Here is a 20,076-nt window from a genome sequence, read left to right as displayed (position 1 = left end):
CTATTACAAATTGTAAAAGCCACTTTATTAATTAAAGTTAAAAACTACCGCGAATACCTAACGCAAAACGTCGTCCGCTATCTTCAACCAACAATAATTGATTAGAAAAACGACCACGCTTGTGCACGTATTCTTCGGTTAAGTTAATACCTTCAAAAAATACCGATACATTTTCGGTAATGTCATAGCTGCCGCTAGCATCAAGTTGTGCGTAATCTTCTACAATGGTTACACCATCACCATTTAGCTGTGTTAGCGACTGTACAAAGCTATCGCGCCAGTTATAGGCTAAACGCGCTTGAAATGGGCCATTCTCATAAAAGCCAACCACATTATAAGAGTCGCTTAAGCCTGTTAATGCAAAAACTTGAGTTATATCTGCAGAGTCTAACTCTGCATCGCTGTCTACAAATGTTGCATTAACCATAAAACCAAAGCCACTATCAAAACTATGTTGTAAGGCGACTTCCCAGCCATCAACAATCGCCGATTCACTATTGTTGGGTAATGTATTAGTAAATACAGCCGTCGAGTCGGCAGCGTCAGGGTTGTCTACATCATTACCTGTTGAGGGGTCAGTTAACAATCCGCCACCAGACAACTCAAAAGTTAAGTCTTCGGTCGTATTAATAATGAAGTTAGCAACGTTTTTTCTAAAGTAACCCGCAGATAAATAACTAGCATCCGCGTAATACCACTCTAATGATAAATCTAAATTATCAGAGGTAAATGGCTCAAGTGCAGGGTTACCAGAGCTTGATGTTAAATTGCCGCCTTGGCGAGTTGTTTCAATGACTGTTACAGGCGACATACTATCGAGTGTTGGCCGTGTAATTGTTTGCGATACAGCGGCACGTGCTATTAGCTCATCGCTTATTTCAAGCTTTACACTAAAGTTAGGTAAAATAGCTTCATAATCTGAACTGGCTGAAATATTTTCTACCGCGCCAAAGTTAGCAAGCATTTCTGTTTTATCTAGAATGGTTAAAGCACTAACTGGCTCATCGGTCCCCTTTACTTTTACATCAGTGCTTTCGTATCTAAAGCCCGCTGTTGCGTATAAAGGCATGCCTGCAAGCTCAGCTTCAAAATCAAACTCAGTATAAAACGAGAAAGTATCTTCAGTTATCTCAAACGACTTATTACGTTTAACTGCATCAAAACTAATAGGTTGACCATTCGCCGCAGCTATTTGCTCAAGGTACGCAAAGTTTGCTTCGCCATCGTGTGCAAGCCATGACGTTGGCATACGACCGCTGCCGCTTACATCGCCTAAAAAGTCATCCCCTGCATCAAATACAAATTGTGCTAAGCCATCCATGCTTGGGTTATCCGGGTAACCACAAAAAGTACAGTGAATACCAACACCTTCGTTATCCCAACGATCAAGGTTTTTAGTTTCAGTTGAATACATAGCACCAAACTTGACCGAGACTAAGCCTGAGCTACCATCGTTATGCCAAATGCTATCCCAACGAAACTGATCCACGGTATCTTCTACAGCCCAACCACGACGAAGCATTACGTGTGCTCGACTATTGGCGGTATCTAAATGATTAGATACACCATCAGGCGTAACTGCTGGGTTATAAGCAACCCCATCAAGTTCTTGCTGACCGCTATAAATATTAGGATTAGCAGAGGCAAACTCACTTGCGTAAGGTAGTATGCCACCATCTACTTCAAATCGAACTCGGTTAGCATAGCCAATCAACGATAACTGATCGCCACCGCCGTTATTAGCCTCACGCTCGGCTTTTGAATGGCTCAAATCAAATTTCATATTTAAGTTATCGTTTACATGCCAATCAAAGTTTAAGCCTAGTGCGCTAGAGCTTGTTAAGCGATCAAACTTTTTAGCGTGCATATCGGTAGCAAGGCCTACCTCTTGATATAAATCTACCACTGTGCCATTTTGGTCCACAGTTGGCCCTGCAGCCCCGCCAAAGCCTTCTAAGTTTGGCGCTGTAAACCAATGCCCGTAAGACGTGGTGTCAGCTTCAACATCAAAATCAGAATAAAGCCCATCGGCTGTTATAACTAAATCATCTGAAGGTGCATATTGTATAACTAAGTTTGCATTAGTACGTGTACGTGTTTCTGTAGTGACTTTATGATCGTAGTTACGCGGCGAAAAAATATTACCGGTATATGCTTGCCCGCTTTGAGTTTGCGGATTTGGGACACCCACGTTTTCTAACCAACCGTCTACCTGTGCCTGGTTTAAGCGTGTTTCGCGCTCCTGACGAGAAACAGCAAGCAACACACCTAGTGTGTCATCATTAAACGTATTGCTAATTAAGCCTGAAATTTCAGGCGTGGTTTCTTCACTATTTTCATCGTAAATACCTTTAACACTGCCCGCAACTTTAAAACCGCTAATTGCAAATGGTCGCGCTGTATTTACATTAACTGTTGAACCAATACCGCCTGACTGCTTTGTGGCTGTTGAGGTTTTAAATACATCCAAGCTTTTAACCAGCTCTGATGCGATAGTGTCAAAGCTAAACGCACGGCTTTGGTTTTCAGATGCCATTTGGCGTCCGTTTACCAGGACTGTATTAAACTGCGGGCCAAAACCACGTACCGTAATGAGCTGCCCTTCGCCGCCTGAACGGTCTATTGAAACCCCGGTAATACGCTGTAAAGACTCAGCTAAATTTGTGTCAGGAAATTTACCAATATCTTCAGCTGAGATGGAGTCGACCACGCCACCCGCTTCTCTTTTTGCATCCATAGCTCGACCAAGCGAGCCTCTAATTCCACGTACTTCAATTATTTCTGGTTCTTGTGCTGCTGTCTCTGCTACTGCAGGAAGCGTTGTCATTGTGCTTAGTACGGCTAGTACAGCACTCGACACGCCATTTTTTTTATAGTTAGCCATGTTGTCAGTTCTCTCGAAACTTGGGTCTATTAAAATAGATATTTGCCCATCTTCGCTAACATGCGGTTGCAACCCTGTGCCATCGAGTAAAATAAGTAACGCGTTTATTATTGAATACTCGCCAGCAATAGTATTTGTTTGTAACTGCTGAATTTTATCCAGCGGAAAAAGCAAAGTAATATCGGCTTGCTCGGCAAAATTTATTAGCGATAAATCGGCCCTTTGTCTGGGAATATTAAACACTGCTTTATCGTTTACAGTACTCGCTTTTACCTCGGTGGTGAGTAAGCTAAAAACCAGTACATAAATAGGTAAACAAAGCGGCAAATTTAAATATTCCTTGCGTATAGTTTTTGGCCATACACAGAACAAAGACGAGTGACTTTTTATTTTCCTCCATAAATATTTTTTATTTTTATTTAATAAATTATTTTTTTGACCAGCCATGCTAAATTTTTTATGCCTTTATTATTTTTATTGTTTGCGCTTTTAACAATATTTTTAAACAATTAAAAATACAGCCCACATTACAATTTTTTACTTATTAATTAAAAATTTAAATTTTCAAAGCGAATAGTCATTACCTAGTAGGGTACTAGTAATGGCAAAAACTGTAGTACAATTCGCCTTTACATTACAAGCTTTATGCCTCGTTCGGTCAGTGAACATTAAATTAAAAAATAAAATACTGATTTATTTTTTAATTTAATGGCGGATTTTTTCTTACCATTCGTCTTAGTTTGTATTGGCAAATAAAATAACAATAATTGCCGTAAACACACACGAGACACACACTAAATGACGAAAGACACACTTTTTTATAAGGTCTATTTGGCCTCGCGCAAAAGTCTATCAAGTGTAGTTGCACGCATAGTGCCACCACATGAAATTGAAGATATAGTGCAAGAAACTTATGTGCGAATTTGTCAGATTAAAAACACTGAAAACATAAGCTCACCAAAATCTTTTATTTACAAAACGGCGCGAAACTTAGCGCTCGATTACCAAAAGCAAGCCAATATACGCCTAGTCGATGGCATCGACAACATGGAAGCGTTAGAGCAACTCTTAGCAGAGCACCAGCAAGACGAAATGTACGAAAAAGCACTAACCGATAGTGAATTTTCTAATTTTTGTGAGGCCATACGGCTTTTACCCGTGCAGTGCCGTAAAGTGTTTGTATTAAAAAAAGTGTATGGTTATTCGCAGCGAGAGATTGCTGCTCAATTAAACCTTAGTGAAAGTACCGTGGAAAAACATATAGCAACAGGCATGAAACGTTGTACGCAATTTATGCGTCAATCTACAAAAAGTGTTTATGGGCAACCAAATACTTCTTCGCAGCTAAATGCAGGAGGTGGAAATGACTAATATTCATCATATAAACGAGCGAAATTTAAGCGACGATGTGCGCCTTGATAAGGCAAGTGAATGGCTAGCTAAACTTGACCGTGGGCTGACTAAGCCCGAAGAACAAGCGCTAAAACAATGGTTAGCACAATCTTATAAAAATGTAGAGGTGTTACTTGAAGTAGCAAAGCTGTGGGACAAAATGGGCGATCTCAGCCGTTTGTCAGATCTGTTTCCACAAACACCGGTAAAACAAAAGCGTCTCCCAGTGTGGTTAGGTGCGACAGCTGCCTCTATTTTATTAGCTGTTGCACTTAGCTTTTTTCAAGAAGCGTTTAACTTTTCATTTTTTTACCCAGTTAATCAGTCAGCAGTGGTTGCGAAACAACTTAATTTTCAAACCAACGTAGGTGAAAGTAAGGACATACTGCTTTCTGACAAAAGTAAAATTACCTTAAACACTAATAGCTTTGTTCAAGTTAGGTATACCGAGCACTCTCGCGTAATAAATCTACTGCGTGGCGAAATTCATATAGATGTAGCTCACGATAAAATGCGCCCTTTAAGCGTTATCGCGGGTGATAAAGTTATTCAAGCTGTTGGTACCGCATTCAATGTAGAGGTGGGTAAAAAACAAATAGAACTCATTGTGACAGATGGCAAAGTCCTTGTTGCAGAACAAAAAGCCAAATCGTTACCCAATCTTTCCCAAGGAACAAATAAGCAAGGTCAGTACTTATCAACTAGCTCAACTTCGGTGTCAAAGGGAGAAAAACTTGATTTAAGCTTTAAAGGTAAAATTGCTAAAGCGGTCGAAAAAGTTGATCCTATGGATGTAGCCGCTAGATTATCGTGGCGCAAAGGTAGCTTAATATTTAGAGGTGAATCACTTGCTGAAGCCATGGCTGAAATCAGCCGCTATACAAATATAGATTTTGAGCTTTCGGAAGATGACCGCCTCAAAACAGTGCAAGTAGCCGGCATGTTTAAAACAGGCGATATTAAAGGACTGTTGGAAGTATTAAACAATAACTTTAATATTGATTATGAAAGAGTTAGCCCAAATAAAATTCGTTTAAAATACGCAACACCACACGTTTCAATATAGCAAAGAACACCATAATAATAACTAGGACACACAATTATGACATCACCTCTTTCGCCGAGCACTAATAGCTCGGCGCACACATTGGGCACATGCTCTCTTTTTTACGTAATATTTATCTCGGCCGTTGCTGCTATTGGTGGCTTTTTATTTGGTTTTGACTCAGGCGTTATTAACGGCACGGTGTCGGCACTCGGTAATGCTTTTAATTCAAGCAGTGTGGCTACAGGGTTTAATGTAGCCTCGGTATTATTAGGCTGCGCATTAGGTGCACTTGCAGCGGGGCCGCTGGCTGATAAGTTTGGCCGCCGTGCAATTATGATCATCACCGCGATTATTTTTGCTATTAGCGCATTTGGTTCGGGCATTAGCGAAAGCTCGGCCGAATTTATTTTTTACCGCTTATTTGGTGGGTTAGGTATTGGAGCTGCATCGGTATTGGCGCCAGCTTATATTGCAGAGGTTGCGCCACCAGCCCTTCGTGGTCGTTTAGCTACACTTCAACAACTCGCTATTGTATTGGGTTTGTTTGCTGCGTTTTTAAGTAACTATTTAATTGCTGATGCAGCAGGCAGCGCGCAAAATATTTTAATGCTTGATATAGCCGCTTGGCGCTGGATGTTTTGGGCTGAGCTGGTGCCTGCAATACTGTTTTTAGTGGGGGTGTTGTTTATTCCTGAGTCGCCTCGTTATTTAGTGGCGCAAGGTAAAGTAACCGATGCAAAAACGGTATTTAGTAAAATTTCGAACGACAACGTTGATGCGCAAATAAGCGATGTTAAACGCTCCTTGCACAGTGATAAAAAGCCGAGTATTCGCGATCTATTTATTGATGGCAGTAAAAAGGTACACCCTATTGTATGGGCGGGTGTTGCGCTTAGCGTATTTCAGCAATTTGTAGGTATTAACGTGGTGTTTTATTACGGCTCCGAGCTTTGGCAAGCCGCTGGGTTTGACGAGTCGCAATCGCTATTTATAAATGTATTAGCGGGCACCACGAATGTTGTATCGACCTTTATTGCTATTGCCCTAGTTGACAAAATTGGCCGTAAACCACTATTACTTGTAGGCAGTGTGGGCATGTTTATTAGCTTAAGTGCGCTTACTTATATATTTGGCAGCGCAGGCCTTGATGAAGCAGGCAAGCTTGCACTTAGCGATAACATGGGGACGTTTGCGCTTATAATGGCTAACTTATTTGTGGTATTTTTTGGCTTAAGTTGGGGCCCTGTTGTGTGGGTGTTATTAGGCGAAATGTTTAATAACCGAATTCGTGGCGCAGCCCTCGCGGTTGCTGCAAGCGCACAGTGGATTGCTAACTTTGCCATTACCATGACCTTCCCTATTATGTTGGCTAATATTGGCCTTGCAGGTGCGTACGGCTTTTACGCTTTATCGGCACTTATTAGTATATTTTTTGTGGCTAAATACATTACAGAAACCCGTGGTAAAACACTTGAGTCTATGTAATTAATCTAGCGCGGTGAATCCTCTCACCGCTTTGTATTTTTTAGCTAAATGATTGATTTAATGGTTGTATAAAAGGCTTAAGCCATTACCTCGCTAAACTTTGGGTTAAACACACACGCTAAATATTTTTTTTACTATAAGTAATCGATTTATATTCCTTTTTTTGAATATAGAAAATTAGCTATTGTCCGCGTTTTCTCACTACGTATGTCTATCAAAATGAAAAATAAGTTAGTATCAGGCCTTGCATTAACATGCACATTAGGAACATTTAGCGCATTTGCTACCAATGGGTATTTTACTCATGGCTATGGCATGACCCACAAAGGCATGGCAGGTGCAGGGGTTGCGCTATCTGAAGAGTTAATGTCTGGTGCTAATAACCCGGCCAGTTTTACTGTAAATGGGACAGAAATGTCACTGGGATTAGAGCTATTTTCACCTGATAGAAAATACACAGCATCATCTGTAGATACGTTTTATCCTAATGCGCTTTATCTTGAAGCAAAAACCCAAAAAAGTGATAACACGTTATTTGCCATCCCAGAATTTGCTATTGGCCACCAGTTAAATCACAAAATAAATATTGGCCTATTGGTTTACGGCAATGGCGGTATGAACACCGACTACAGCGCCAATTCTGAGCCTGAAGGTACATTTTACGCTGGCACAACAGGCGTTGATTTAAAACAGTTATTTATTAGTCCAACTATTAACTATAAATTAAACGAGCAAACAAAAGTGGGGGTTTCACCTATTTATGTTGTGCAACAATTTAAAGCGACAGGCCTGGGAAACTTTGCCCCTTTTTCGCAATCGCCTGAAAATTTAACTAATAATGGCACCGACACCAGCACAGGCTTAGGTGTGCAAGTGGGCATAACTCAAACCGTAGGCACATCGTTTAGCTGGGGTGCCAGTTACCGCTCGTCGGTGTCTATGGAAGAGTTTGATAGCTATAAAGGTTTATTCGCAGAAGACGGTGGCTTTGACTTACCTACCTCAATTCAAATTGGTGCCGCCTATAAAATTACACCAAATAACCAACTTGTATTCGATTGGCAAAAAATAAACTACAGTGAAGTTAAAAGCATTGCCAACCCAATAAGTAACTTAATGTCTGCACCGTTAGGTGCAACAACAGGTGCAGGGTTTGGCTGGGAAGATATGGATATATACAAATTAGGTTATCAGTGGCAGCGTACTGCGAAACAAAAAATTCGCTTTGGTGTTTCTTACACTCAACAGCCTATTCCGTCGTCTGAGGTGTTATTTAATATTTTAGCACCGGGTGTACAAGAGTGGCATTTTACAACTGGTTTTAGCCATAAAGTTAGCGACAATGTACAATTAAATGCTATGGCTTTTTACTCGCCAGCTAAAAAGGTATCAGGTGCTAACTTTTTAGCGCCAAACTAGCAACTAGCAACTAGCAATCGAAATGGACCAATCAGGTGTTGGTGTATCAATTGTTTGGGGAATATAAAATGGTAACTGAATTTACGCCTTTATCCGCCGCTTTAGGCGGTGCTTTAATTGGTATTTCATGTGCATTATTACTTGTTTTATTTGGTAAAGTGGCCGGTATTTCAGGGTTAGTTAAATCTTTGTTTACTCCACTAAAACCCGATAATGTGTGGAAAGTGTGCTTTATTACAGGCTTATTAATTGCGGGCGTTGCCACTTCACTTATTGCGCCTGAGTTATTAGAGGGCGAGTTAAGCCTACCGCCGTGGTTAATTATTATAGCGGGGCTCTTAGTGGGTGTTGGCACGTCATTTGCCAATGGCTGCACAAGCGGCCATGGCGTGTGTGGTATGTCGCGTTTCTCTACACGTTCTTGGGTTTCAACATGTGTGTTTATGCTTGTTGCTGTAATAACTGCTAACTTAGTTGGATAAAACATGAAAGCAATTACATCGGTATTTTTAGGCTTTATTTTTGGCTTAGGCCTTATTATTAGCGGGATGACCAACCCCGATAAAGTACTTAATTTTTTGACCTTTGGCGAAAGCTGGGATGGCAGTTTAATTATTGTAATGGCGGTAGCCATGGGAATAATGATGTTGGCGTGGTTTTGGGTTTCTAAAAAAGATACCCCTTTATTTGGTGAAGCATTTAGCCTGAGTAATCTAAAAAATGTAGATCGGAGATTAATTACGGGCTCTGTTTTGTTTGGTTTGGGGTGGGGATTGAGCGGAATTTGCCCTGGCCCCGGCTTAGTTCAACTGGTGTCATTCAAAATGGAGTTTTGGCTGTTTTTTGCCTCTGTATTGGGTGGAATGTGGGTAGCTAAAAAATATGAGTAACGATTGCCGAGCTCATCTCGGCAATACACTTCTCTTTACTTCAAACATAGGTACATAACTTGCTGTATTAAATATAATTATATTTAATAGGTTTAAGTTATGCTCAAAAATACGCTTGACGTTATTAATAACACCCCTTGGTTGAGTACGATAGCTTACCTTTTATTTGTAACTATACTGTTGTTTTTTATTCGTTTTTTTATAATGTACTGGCTAAAAAAATGGACATCAAAAACAACATTTACATTCGACACACTACTTCTAGACTCAATATCTAAGCCACTAACACTTTGCACAATTATTGTGCTAATCACCATTTTAGAGCACGATACATTCGTTATTGACCCCGAGTTAGCAAAGCGAATTCCATTCAACAGCATTAATATTGTATTAGCTTTACTTGCCCTTATATTTTTTTTAAATCACTTTGTTATTGGCGCCGTTAATCACTACGCTAAACAATCTGCGGTTATTTTTAATTCTCAAAGTATTATAAAGGGGGTTATTCGCGTTACTCTTTTTTCGGTGGGGTTGTTGGTTTTATTGGGCACCTTGGGTATTTCTATTACGCCTATCATTGCATCTCTTGGTATTACTTCGCTTGCCGTTGCACTTGCCCTGCAACCCACCCTTGAAAATTTTTTTTCGGGCGTACAGCTTGTTATAGATAAACCCATACGTGTGGGGGATTTTATTGAGCTTGAATCAAAGGAGCAGGGCTTTGTAGAAAAAATTGGTTGGCGCTCTACGTGGGTTAAAATGCTGCCAAATAATATGATTATTATTCCTAATAGTCAGCTTTCTAAATCGCGTATTATTAATTACTTTTATCCCGAAAAAGAGCTGAGTGTACCTGTTGATGTAAGCGTGCATTACAGCTCAGACTTAGAGTTTGTAGAGCAGGTAACGCTTGAAGTTGCTCGCCAAGTATTGATTGACCATGAGTGGGGCGTTGATGATTACAATACCTTTGTGGTGTATCACACCTTTGATAACTCAAGTATTAATTTTACCGTAATGCTGCGCGCAAAAGAGTACTTTAATCGATTTTGGGTTAAATCTGCTTTTATCAAAGCGCTCCATAAACGCTATAACCAAGAAGGTATTGTGATCCCCTTCCCTATTACAGCCATTAATACATCGCAAGAAGCGGCTAATTTTAATAGCGATAAAAAATAAGCGCGAGATAAGCTCGCGCTTAATTTACTTTAAAATTTATAGGTCACTTGGCCTACTATTTCACGTGGGCTGCCCGGGAAATGGCCGTTACGCTCACTAAAGCCACTTACTGCGTATTCTTTATCGAATAGATTATTAATATTTACACTTAATAAAACATCGTCAAAGCGAGTAGTCCAGCTCATATCAAATACAGTAAAGGATTTAACTTTTTGGCCGTCTTGGCTTATTTGCTCGCTTACGTAATTTGCGCCAAATGCAATAGACGAATCGATGTTATCAAGCGCAAAACGCGACCATAAACCAGCTTGGTGACGCGGCGCATTAGCAAAGCGAGAGCCATCACCGTAGGTGCTTGAAATAGTATCGCCCGTTACCCCCTCAACAACCAATGTATCGTTGTAGGCGTAGTTAGCCGTTACCGTCCAATGCTCGGTTAAATCGCCCACCAGCGTTGTTTCAAACCCACGGCTTTCTACCTCACCAATATTTAAAAGTGCTGCAATGCCATCACCCGCGCCAGTGTCGTCAGGGTTGCTCATTACTACGTTTTCTTTATTAATTTGGTAAATAGCAAAGGTGCTCATAATTTTGCTATTAAGCCATTTGTTTTTCATACCAATTTCGGTTTGTTTACCGGTTTCTGGGGTTAAATTACCCTCGCCCTCTACGTCTTCTTGATCGCCCGACGATGCTGGGTTAAAGCTTTCTGAGTAATTTATGTATACCGATGTGTTTTCAACGGGTTGGTAGGTAACAGCCACGCGCGGCGTTACATCGTTATCTGAATAACTGTAACCGGTTTCTTTGTTTAGCTCTTTAAAATAATCGTAACGCAGGCCTGCAATAACAGTCCACTGTTCGTTTATGCTTACAACATCTTGTACGTATAGGCCAAAACGGTCAGTTTCAACACCATCGCGGCTCATGTCGGTAAGGTTATAAGTACTTGGGTCGGTTTCGCCGTAATTTAAGTCAAATATGTTTAAATTAGCCACGCCGTCTGCTTCATAGCGGGCACGTAAGTAATCGTACTCGGTATCGACTATGTGGTAGTCACCGCCAAATAATACTTGGTGCGTTAATTGGTCTTGCTCAAAGCTATAAACAAAGTCAGTCGTTAAGCTTGTTTCTTCGTTAGCGCGGTATTGCTTACGGTATTCGCGTTTAATGATTTTGTCATCAATGTTTGCTTCACCATCGCCGTTTACATCTACCCAGCTTTGCGACTCATGGTACGCTTGGTCGCGTTCGTTATCCATGTAACGTAGTGTGCTACTTAGAGAAAAATCATCATTAAAGTAATGCTTTAGCTCGGCTTGCAGCACTAACGCTTCCATGTCTTGATAATCAACCGCTTCGTTTGCGTTGTAGCTAGGGTTAACTAAAAAGTTACCGTTGTCATCTACCGGTACACCACGTAAACGGTTACCGCCTAAGTCTTGTTTGATATAGTCAACACTTGTGGTTAGTGTGGTTGAATCTGTTAAATCAAATAATAAACCACCGGTAAACTCGGTGTTTTTTGAATCTGCATTATTACGAAAGCTATCTTGCTCCTCGTAATAACCACCTACACGGTACGCCATGGTGTCGGTTAAACCGCCGGTCATATCAAGTGATGCACCATGCGTGTTGTAATTGCCAAGCGTTAGCTTTAGCTCTTTGCTTTGCATGTACGAAGGCTTTTTAGTCACGTAGTTGATCATACCGCCAGGCTCACCGCCACCATATAACGCAGAGGCTGGGCCTTTTAATACTTCTACCCGCGCTACATTAAACAATTGTGGTACACCAAAGCCCGAGTACGGATCGCCGCGTACGCCATCGTAAAATACATTGGCATCGTCTCTAAAACCACGAAAAGTAACGCCTGAATAACTGTACTCACTTACGCCTGCTATTGAGCGGTATAAATCGGTAATGTCGCGCGCGGCTTGGTCAATAATAAGTTGCTCGGTTAATACCTGCGCAGATTGCGGTAATTTAATAAGATCTAAATCCGTTTTAGTACCAATTTTACTTTCGGTTTCTAGGTAAAACTGCTGAGCGCGGCCTGTTACTGCTATTTTTTCAATCTCGTTATTTTGCTCGGCAAATGCCACATTAGAAAAAGCAGAAAAAGACGCAGCAATACTGAGCGCCAAATATTTTTGGTTAAACATGTTGATCCAGAGAAGAGGCTTAAAAACAACACGAATGATAACGACTATCATTACTGTGTGCAATGTAAATAATTTCATATTCATCCTTATTTTTCGAATGAAAAGTATTTGAGTAACACATTAAATTTGCAGCTCAGCATTAAATAAAATAATTAGCATTACTGGAATACAGAATTGATATAATATAACATACCTTAAATTGCAATTTAGTAAGATTATTAAATGATAAATAAACTGCCCGTCACAGTGTTATCAGGTTTTTTGGGGGCCGGTAAAACCACTGTACTTAGCCATATTCTTAATAACAGGCAAGGTAAAAAAGTGGCTGTTATAGTTAACGATATAAGCGATATAAATATCGATGCAGCCACTATTAAAAACGATGTATCGCTCAATCACAGTAACGAAAAGCTCGTCGAAATGAGCAACGGTTGTATTTGCTGTACCCTACGAGAAGACTTACTTGTTGAAGTGGGCAAACTTGCCAAAGAGGGGCATTTTGATTACCTCGTTATTGAATCAACCGGTATTTCTGAGCCATTACCGGTAGCCGAAACCTTCACATTTGCCGATGAAAATGGCGTATCACTGGGTGATATTGCCCCCCTTGATACTATGGTAACGGTGGTTGATGCCGTTAACTTTTTAAACGACTACGAACAAGCAAATGATTTACAAGATACCGGCGAATCGTTAGGAGAAGACGACGAACGAAGCGTAGCCGACCTACTTGTTGACCAAGTTGAATTTGCCGATGTAATCTTAATCAGTAAAACGGATTTAATTACAAACGATGAATTAAATAAACTCACTGCCATTTTAAATACGCTTAACACTCACGCTAACATTATCCCTATTTCAAACGGCCATATTAATATTAACGAAGTGCTAAACACGGGTTTATTTAATTTTGAACGTGCCCAACAAGCGCCGGGTTGGCTTAAAGAAATGCATGGTGAACATATTCCCGAGACCGAAGAGTATGGTATTAGCAGCTTTAATTACACTGCGCGCCGCCCATTTGACCCTGAAAAGTTTTATCACTTTTTGCACAACACCGAGCAGTTTGGCAAGCTAATTCGTTCTAAAGGTTATTTTTGGTTAGCAACACGCCCTTTATTTTGCGGGCAATGGAGCCAAGCAGGCGGTATAGCTCATTACGGATTTGCTGGTATGTTTTTTAAAGCCATCCCTAAAAAAGACTGGCCCACAGAGCCCGAAATACTTGCTGATATAAACAGTAAATGGGTAGAACCCTTTGGTGACATGCGCCAAGAGCTAGTGTTTATTGGTCAATCTTTGAATCAACAAGCCATGATTAAAGCGCTTGATGACTGCCTACTCCCAGAAGATGCCGTACTTAAAGGTAAAGATTTTTGGAGAACCTATAACGACCCGTTTCCTATTTGGGAGGAAGAGTAATGAATGCCCTAGCCCCACTAACTGCGCAAATAAAACCGGATGAACCACTGTACCGAAAAGCAGCTAAAGAGTGTGACGCCAATGTATTGCCACAAATTTATAACCAAGACACTAACATTGTTATTTGGCAAAGAGACCTTGAGCAAGCATTAACAAATGCAGTTAATACACTCATTAGTGCAAATGCTTTAAAGCCACTTGAACTTGCGGTATCGCCCGATGATGCATTTGGTCAATTAATAAAAGCGCTTAAGCCAGAAGATACTAACCGCGATGAAGTTAAAGCGCTGTGTGAAGATATCGCACTGTTGGTTGAAATGTTTTGCTGCCTGTTTGATTTAAAACGCGCCGGTTTAAGGCTAAAAATATTAGATAAACCCATGTGCCCGCGTTTTCATGTAGACAAAATTCCGTGCCGGCTAGTCACTACTTACCAAGGTGTTGCTACGCAGTGGTTAAATCACAGCGATGTAGAGCGCTCAAAGCTAGGTACAGGTAATTTAGGTAAACCCGATGAAGAGTCTGGCTTATTTAAAAGCCTAAATAATATTAATCAACTCAAGCAAGGTGATGTTGCCCTGCTTAAAGGCGAGTACTGGGATGAAAACGAAGGCGCAGGGCTAGTGCACCGCTCGCCACCGGTAGCTGCAAACGAGCAACGGTTATTGCTCACCCTCGATTTTATATGAAATTAAAGCGCCATTAATAAAGGCCATATATTGTATGGCCTTTGTCAATTATACTTAATTTATCTTTATAAGATTATTAGCAATAACGCTAAATAACCCCTGAGAGTTAACCGGCTTTGAAATAAAGTCATCCATACCTACATCTAAACAACGCTGCTTATCTTCTTCGTATGCATTGGCTGTAATGGCGATAATTGGAACCCGTTTATCTGCACCTATTTCATTTTCGCGAATGCGTATAGTACATTCATAACCGTCCATATTAGGCATTTGACAGTCCATTAAAATTAAATCAAACACATTACTTTTTAATGCTTTAAGCGCTTCTAAACCGTCGTTTGCCATTGTAATAGTAACAGCTGTTGGCTCTAACATTTTTGCAATTACTTGGCGGTTTATAGGGTTATCTTCCACCAGCAAAATATCCTTATTTAGCAAGTCTGGTAGCGACTGTGCTTGGACCGGCTTTGCTAAATCGACACTTTGCGCTTTAGGGGCATTTATTGAAAACTTAATAGTGCTACCCAAACCTGGCACGCTATTTAAGATTATTTCACCACTCATTTTTTTAATCAAACCTTGGCAAATAGCCAACCCAAGGCCTGTACCGCCATATTTACGTGCTACGCTAGCATCTGCTTGAGTAAATTCACTGAAAAGTAATAGCTGCTGCTCTTTTTCGATCCCAATACCGCTATCAGACACACTTACCGTGAGCTGCTGATCACTGTAATCAAACGATAAACGCACAAACCCAGCCTGAGTAAACTTTTGCGCATTAGACAATAAGTTAATAATTACTTGATTTAAACGTAAGTCGTCTACATTTACGCAATCGGGTAAGTCGGGACTCTGTTGAATAATAAACTCAACATCGTTGGAATGAATAATGGGTGAAAATAACGAGTGAATATTTTCAATAAACGGAGTAAGCAAAGTTGCTCGCGGGCTAATTTGCATGGCGTTTGCTTCAATTTTAGAAAAGTCTAAAATATCATTTAATATTTGTAGTAGATTTTTGGAGCTTTTTTGCTGTGTTTCAAGCAGCTCGCGTTGATCATCTGTAAGGGTTGTATCTCGCAGTAATACCTCTCCCATACCTAAAATGCCATTCATAGGAGTACGCAGTTCATGACTCATGTTGGCCAAAAACTGTGACTTAGCTTTATTAGCTTCATTAGCTGATTTAACTGCTTTTGTTAGCTCATCTGTTTGCTCAGCCACTTTAACTTCCAACTGCTGGTTAAATTGGCTTAGCTGTTTATTTAAATCCTGATTTTTAATATTAGACGCCTGTAAACTTTCTATTGAGTCCCTTAAGGCATTCCCCAACATTTTAAACTGTTGTTGCAGCTGCAGCACTTCGTACCAGCTAGACTCTGTATTAAAGTGTTGTTTGTCTGATTTATTAAAACCATACATTAAATTAGTCAAACCAATAATTGGCTGAACTAATAAATTAGATAAATGATGAATAAACAACACCACTAAAAAAATCAACACTGCACTAAACAATATTGTTGGTAGCCAAGCTGTTGCTACCACCTTAGTTAAGTGTTTACGATTGTAAAACGTAATAACTTGCCATTGACTACTAGTATCAACATACTGATTGGTATGAAATACTTCATTATTAACAGAACGAAAAAGTTGATTATCGCCCAGGTTGCTTATTGTAAAATCTAACGTCTTAAAATCAGCCAGTATTTGAAATTGTGCCAAAGAGCTAAAAACAATTCTTTGCTCAGCATCGAGTATAATTAGCTCACCAGTTTGATTAAACAAATTTGGAATATACTGCTCTAAGCGCTCTAGCTTTAAAGAGCCCTCTACAACACCATAAAACTCGTTATTTTTGTATATTGGTGCAGAAAGAGCAACTATAGGCTCATTCCCAAGACCACGCCCCTGAAACACCCCACTACTGTAACCTTTGGGATACTGTTGAGCTTGTGAAAAATACGGTCGGTCGTTTACAAATCGCTTCTCCTCACTAAGCCCTGCAAGTAATGTTTCAGGAATACTTTTAGCGACATACCCATTTGGCATTGCATATAAACTCGTAGTAAAACCTGGGTATAAATCCATTAACTGTGTGAGCTGCTGTTTTATATCAATCCCACCCCCAATGGCATCACTACTCATTACCACCGCGTTTTTATGAAACTGCAAATAGTCATTCAACTGTGTGCTAATAGATTTTGCTTTTTCCTCAAGCTGCGCATTTACCTCATACTCTATACGCGAATGATGGTCGTTAACCAAAAAAACACTTGTAATAAGCACAACCAAAACAATAATAACACTGACCACATAACTAAGAATACGAGCCAGTGGACGTCCTTGATAAGCACGACTAGCATAAGGAACAAATATACTAATCAAATCAACCAATGCTAAGCTGATTAATGCGTTAACCAGGTATTTAAACACTGCAACAATAAGCGTTAGCGACGCTAAATCCATTACAAACTGGCCTATCACCCAAATAATAGGTAGCCCCACTAAAAACCAAAATACGGCACCTAAAGGTAAAATGGGTTTTGAACGCCTCAAACAGAAAGTATAAAGCCATAAAAGCTCAAGCAAATACACTACACTGGGCCAACAGTGGCCCCACCTATAAAGTAAAAAACTCGAGACAATCGCAAGCGTAAGACAGGAGTAGCGCAACCCAGTGAATACTAAGCTGCATAAAACAAAAATTTGTCCAAATAAAAATTCAGAACTATCGAAAAAATACAGGGGTAAAAGGTTAACCAACCCGCCTATTAACCCTAATAAAATAGCTAGTGCCCACTTACTTCTTTGAGACATTACAACAACCCTTGGGCATCTGATTTAACATGTGTAGCGTTAACGTTAACGCTTTATTTCATTATTGCGCAATATCTAAGTGTTGTCTATAAGGTAGAAACAGAGGGAACAACAGAAAATAAACCACTGGTATTTAATTATAATTTTTTAAATGAGTTGAGAGGTTGTCACCCAAATGAGGAATTTGGGTGGCAGTCTTACCAGCCACATCTCGGCACACACGTCACAAACTGTGGCTGCTCCCTTCCGGGCCTGACCAGGTTCGCCTGCTAGTGTTGCGAGAGGACCAATAAGACTACCATTGAGGGCCTTGGTTGGCGCGGGAGGGATTATCTCTACTTTTACTGTGTTATTCAAGGGATAATCAAAAAAGAAAGTGCGATTGCATACTTCATATACAATCGCCGTATTAAAATTTAATTTGTGGCTGTTAATTGCTCTCTAATTGCGCTTTTATATTACGTAATGCGCCTTTCACTTTTTTCATGTTTTCTGGACCCATACGTAATAACTGCTTTTGAGCTGCGGGTAGTTGCTCCCATTCAGAAAACGCATACTGATAAGTCACTGAGTCACGAAGAAGTGGTAAGGCGCCTTCTGGTTCTGGTGTATCAAGCAGTAAATCAATTGCGTCGTTCAATGTTTGTTTAAACTCATCATCGCCGTAACCAATTTCTGTGTATGCATCATTAATAAGTGGCTTGTACTCTTCATACAATCGGACCACTTGCGCTGCACTCATACTCGTAAATACTTTTACATAAGGTGTATAACGCTCATAACTATTCGGATCAATGGTTAAAATGTCCCCTTCGCTGACACTAAAGCTTTCTTGGGGTTTGATAACAGGGTTATGTTTTTTAGCAACTTTACCTTGGGCTAAGTTATCAATAAAAACAACACCTCGGCGAATAACATCATCAGTGACCAATAGGCTCATAACAGAGTCACTCAAGTACTCGTCAATTTTAGCAACAACCACAGTATCACTATCATTTAAGGCAGGTAGCGTAGCTACTTCTGGTTCTGGTTTAACTATTCGCTGCGCTGGCACTTCGAGCTCTGCGGGTTGCTCAATGACTGTTGGCTCTTCTAGCTCAATTATATCTGGTTCATTTAATGGCTTAAGTTCCATTATTGGCTGCTCTTTTATCGGCTTTGTTACCTCTGTTCTCGACACTGGCTCGTCACTTGGTTTGAGTAATACGAAAGCAACAACACAGGCAACAACAATTAGCGTAATAATGGCAAGAAGTAGATTACTGTTTGGTGAGCGTTTTTGAACATCTGATGAGTCTGACATACTAACTCCATAAAAAATTAAAATGCGATATCACTTAGAGTAGCCTAAGTGGATTAAATTCATTCTGTTCGAGCTTTTATTAAATTAATACCTTAAATTATTCGGCCTGAATTGCGCATTAAATTGCGCTATAAAAAAGCAGGCACTTTTTCAAGAACAGTTATCCTTTGATTCTTCTAGCTTAAAGACTTACAGTTGATAAATAAAGTAAAGACGTTGAACAGTTTAACCACCAATATGAAAATTAAGCAAATAGATCCAAAAAAGCCTAAAACAGCCTTATTACTTACCGGTGGTGGTGCTAGAGCTGCGTATCAAGTAGGTGTTTTAAAAGCATTAGCTCATAGCATGCCACGTACCGCACCTCTTCCTTTTAGAATAATTAATGGTACATCTGCCGGAGCTATAAATTCTGCAGCCTTAGCGTGTTATGCCTCTTGCGCTCATTTAGCTGTGCGTAAATTAGAATCTGTATGGAAAAACTTTTCGACCTCTATGGTCTACAAAAGTGATTTTTTGAGTGTTTTTGGCCACATTGCGCGTAATATTTTAACCAGCTTTCAATCCGAACATATTAACCACCCACCTGCGAGCTTACTGAATAATCGTCCTTTGCGTGGCTTACTTAACGAGATTTTAGACCTTCACCGCATAGAGCGTAATTTACACCGTAACTATTTAGAGGCTCTTTCTATTACCGCCTCAAGTTACACAACGGGTGACTCGGTTGCTTTTTTTCAATCAAATACGCAAATACCTTGGCAAAGAGCTAAGCGTGAAGGACGCTCTACACGCATCAATGTTGATCATTTAATGGCATCAAGTGCTATTCCAATGGTGTTTCCAAGCGTTAATATTCATAACCATTACTTTGGTGACGGCTCTATACATCAATTGTCACCGCTTAGCCCATCAATACATTTAGGCGCCGAAAAAATATTTATTATTGGTGTCGATGAACCTAAAGAGCCGCATCCATCGGGGTATTCTGCACATTACCCCGGGCTTTCGGCTGTTGCAGGGCACTTGCTTGATAGTGTATTTACCGACACCATGCAGTCAGATTTAGAACGTTTAGGCAGAATAAACCGCACTTTGGGTCTTTTACCTGCACGAGATAAACACCAAGAGCTAAAACAAATAGATAGCTTTATTATTAATCCCTCACAAAATTTTAATGTCATTGCGGCGCAGTATTACAACGATATGCCATGGGCGATAAAAGTATTGTTGCGAATTATTGGTGTTAAAAAACACTCTCAATCAAGTTTAACTAGTTACTTATTATTTGAAAAACGCTACACCCAACATTTAATGGAAATAGGGTATCAAGATGGTATGGCTAAGCTACCCGAAATAAGGGCGTTTTTAGGGCTCGATTAA

General features: G+C 40.1%; 14 protein-coding genes and 1 other RNA gene. 10 read left to right on the top strand and 5 right to left on the bottom strand.

The annotated features are described in order from the left end of the window. Positions 1-37 precede the first annotated feature (37 nt). Positions 38-3,331, bottom strand: a complete 3,294-nt coding sequence (locus CWB62_RS13900) for a TonB-dependent receptor (RefSeq protein ID WP_138527991.1) — start codon at positions 3,329-3,331, stop codon at positions 38-40. Between the two features lie 351 nt (positions 3,332-3,682). Between CWB62_RS13900 and CWB62_RS13895 the strand changes: the two genes are divergently transcribed. The 7 genes from CWB62_RS13895 (at position 3,683) to CWB62_RS13865 (ending at position 10,297) form a co-directional block, all read left to right on the top strand. Then, the gene (locus CWB62_RS13895) at positions 3,683-4,255 is read left to right on the top strand and encodes an RNA polymerase sigma factor (RefSeq protein ID WP_058405681.1); all 573 of its coding nucleotides are present in this window, start codon (positions 3,683-3,685) and stop codon (positions 4,253-4,255) included. Next, positions 4,248-5,342 (top strand): FecR family protein, encoded by a 1,095-nt coding sequence (locus tag CWB62_RS13890; RefSeq protein ID WP_058405682.1) that lies wholly within the window; start codon positions 4,248-4,250, stop codon positions 5,340-5,342. Before CWB62_RS13895 ends, CWB62_RS13890 begins: the two co-directional genes overlap by 8 nt. A gap of 36 nt (positions 5,343-5,378) precedes the next feature. Continuing rightward, the gene (locus CWB62_RS13885; RefSeq protein WP_138527989.1) at positions 5,379-6,809 is read left to right on the top strand and encodes a sugar porter family MFS transporter; all 1,431 of its coding nucleotides are present in this window, start codon (positions 5,379-5,381) and stop codon (positions 6,807-6,809) included. 219 nt (positions 6,810-7,028) lie between these two features. Further along, positions 7,029-8,228 carry an OmpP1/FadL family transporter gene (locus tag CWB62_RS13880; RefSeq protein ID WP_249310677.1) on the top strand — a complete coding sequence of 400 codons (1,200 nt, stop codon included), beginning with the start codon at positions 7,029-7,031 and terminating at the stop codon, positions 8,226-8,228. A 68-nt stretch (positions 8,229-8,296) separates the two neighbouring features. Next, on the top strand, positions 8,297-8,710 hold the full coding sequence (locus CWB62_RS13875) for a YeeE/YedE family protein (protein ID WP_058405684.1): 414 nt from the start codon (positions 8,297-8,299) through the stop codon (positions 8,708-8,710). 3 nt (positions 8,711-8,713) lie between these two features. Further along, complete coding sequence (locus tag CWB62_RS13870; protein WP_138527987.1) at positions 8,714-9,118, top strand: DUF6691 family protein; 405 nt, start codon at positions 8,714-8,716, stop codon at positions 9,116-9,118. 99 nt (positions 9,119-9,217) lie between these two features. Beyond that, the gene (locus tag CWB62_RS13865) at positions 9,218-10,297 is read left to right on the top strand and encodes a mechanosensitive ion channel family protein (RefSeq protein WP_058405686.1); all 1,080 of its coding nucleotides are present in this window, start codon (positions 9,218-9,220) and stop codon (positions 10,295-10,297) included. Between the two features lie 29 nt (positions 10,298-10,326). Here the strand turns inward: CWB62_RS13865 and CWB62_RS13860 are convergent, their stop codons facing one another. After that, positions 10,327-12,462: a TonB-dependent siderophore receptor gene (locus tag CWB62_RS13860; protein ID WP_138528063.1), complete on the bottom strand. Its 2,136-nt coding sequence runs from the start codon at positions 12,460-12,462 to the stop codon at positions 10,327-10,329. 222 nt (positions 12,463-12,684) lie between these two features. Between CWB62_RS13860 and zigA the strand changes: the two genes are divergently transcribed. Beyond that, complete coding sequence (gene zigA / locus CWB62_RS13855; protein WP_138527985.1) at positions 12,685-13,884, top strand: zinc metallochaperone GTPase ZigA; 1,200 nt, start codon at positions 12,685-12,687, stop codon at positions 13,882-13,884. Beyond that, on the top strand, positions 13,884-14,573 hold the full coding sequence (locus tag CWB62_RS13850; RefSeq protein ID WP_138527983.1) for a DUF1826 domain-containing protein: 690 nt from the start codon (positions 13,884-13,886) through the stop codon (positions 14,571-14,573). The genes zigA and CWB62_RS13850 overlap by 1 nt, the downstream gene beginning before the upstream one ends. Positions 14,574-14,627: 54 nt before the next feature. Here CWB62_RS13850 and CWB62_RS13845 read toward each other — a convergent pair whose 3' ends face one another. The 3 genes from CWB62_RS13845 to CWB62_RS13835 form a co-directional block, all read right to left on the bottom strand. After that, positions 14,628-17,390 (bottom strand): hybrid sensor histidine kinase/response regulator, encoded by a 2,763-nt coding sequence (locus CWB62_RS13845; protein ID WP_138527981.1) that lies wholly within the window; start codon positions 17,388-17,390, stop codon positions 14,628-14,630. Between the two features lie 195 nt (positions 17,391-17,585). Next, positions 17,586-17,682, bottom strand: an RNA gene (ffs, locus tag CWB62_RS13840) — signal recognition particle sRNA small type. A 138-nt stretch (positions 17,683-17,820) separates the two neighbouring features. After that, complete coding sequence (locus CWB62_RS13835) at positions 17,821-18,693, bottom strand: DUF3014 domain-containing protein (protein ID WP_138527979.1); 873 nt, start codon at positions 18,691-18,693, stop codon at positions 17,821-17,823. A 237-nt stretch (positions 18,694-18,930) separates the two neighbouring features. Here CWB62_RS13835 and CWB62_RS13830 point away from each other — a divergent pair, with 237 nt between their 5' ends. Then, positions 18,931-20,076, top strand: coding sequence for a patatin-like phospholipase family protein (locus tag CWB62_RS13830; protein ID WP_138528061.1), 1,146 nt, complete (start codon positions 18,931-18,933; stop codon positions 20,074-20,076).

This window comes from Pseudoalteromonas sp. S408, from assembly GCF_005886645.1.
Lineage (GTDB): Bacteria > Pseudomonadota > Gammaproteobacteria > Enterobacterales > Alteromonadaceae > Pseudoalteromonas.
Note: the sequence above shows the minus strand (reverse complement) of the source record. Positions and strands in the feature narration are given on the sequence as shown.

Coding starts and splice junctions, on each gene's coding strand:
- CWB62_RS13900 (WP_138527991.1), bottom strand. CDS start 3,331: ATGGCTGGTCAAAAAAATAATTTATTAAATAAAAATAAAAAATATTTA.
- CWB62_RS13895 (WP_058405681.1), top strand. CDS start 3,683: ATGACGAAAGACACACTTTTTTATAAGGTCTATTTGGCCTCGCGCAAA.
- CWB62_RS13890 (WP_058405682.1), top strand. CDS start 4,248: ATGACTAATATTCATCATATAAACGAGCGAAATTTAAGCGACGATGTG.
- CWB62_RS13885 (WP_138527989.1), top strand. CDS start 5,379: ATGACATCACCTCTTTCGCCGAGCACTAATAGCTCGGCGCACACATTG.
- CWB62_RS13880 (WP_249310677.1), top strand. CDS start 7,029: ATGAAAAATAAGTTAGTATCAGGCCTTGCATTAACATGCACATTAGGA.
- CWB62_RS13875 (WP_058405684.1), top strand. CDS start 8,297: ATGGTAACTGAATTTACGCCTTTATCCGCCGCTTTAGGCGGTGCTTTA.
- CWB62_RS13870 (WP_138527987.1), top strand. CDS start 8,714: ATGAAAGCAATTACATCGGTATTTTTAGGCTTTATTTTTGGCTTAGGC.
- CWB62_RS13865 (WP_058405686.1), top strand. CDS start 9,218: ATGCTCAAAAATACGCTTGACGTTATTAATAACACCCCTTGGTTGAGT.
- CWB62_RS13860 (WP_138528063.1), bottom strand. CDS start 12,462: ATGTTTAACCAAAAATATTTGGCGCTCAGTATTGCTGCGTCTTTTTCT.
- zigA (WP_138527985.1), top strand. CDS start 12,685: ATGATAAATAAACTGCCCGTCACAGTGTTATCAGGTTTTTTGGGGGCC.
- CWB62_RS13850 (WP_138527983.1), top strand. CDS start 13,884: ATGAATGCCCTAGCCCCACTAACTGCGCAAATAAAACCGGATGAACCA.
- CWB62_RS13845 (WP_138527981.1), bottom strand. CDS start 17,390: ATGTCTCAAAGAAGTAAGTGGGCACTAGCTATTTTATTAGGGTTAATA.
- CWB62_RS13835 (WP_138527979.1), bottom strand. CDS start 18,693: ATGTCAGACTCATCAGATGTTCAAAAACGCTCACCAAACAGTAATCTA.
- CWB62_RS13830 (WP_138528061.1), top strand. CDS start 18,931: ATGAAAATTAAGCAAATAGATCCAAAAAAGCCTAAAACAGCCTTATTA.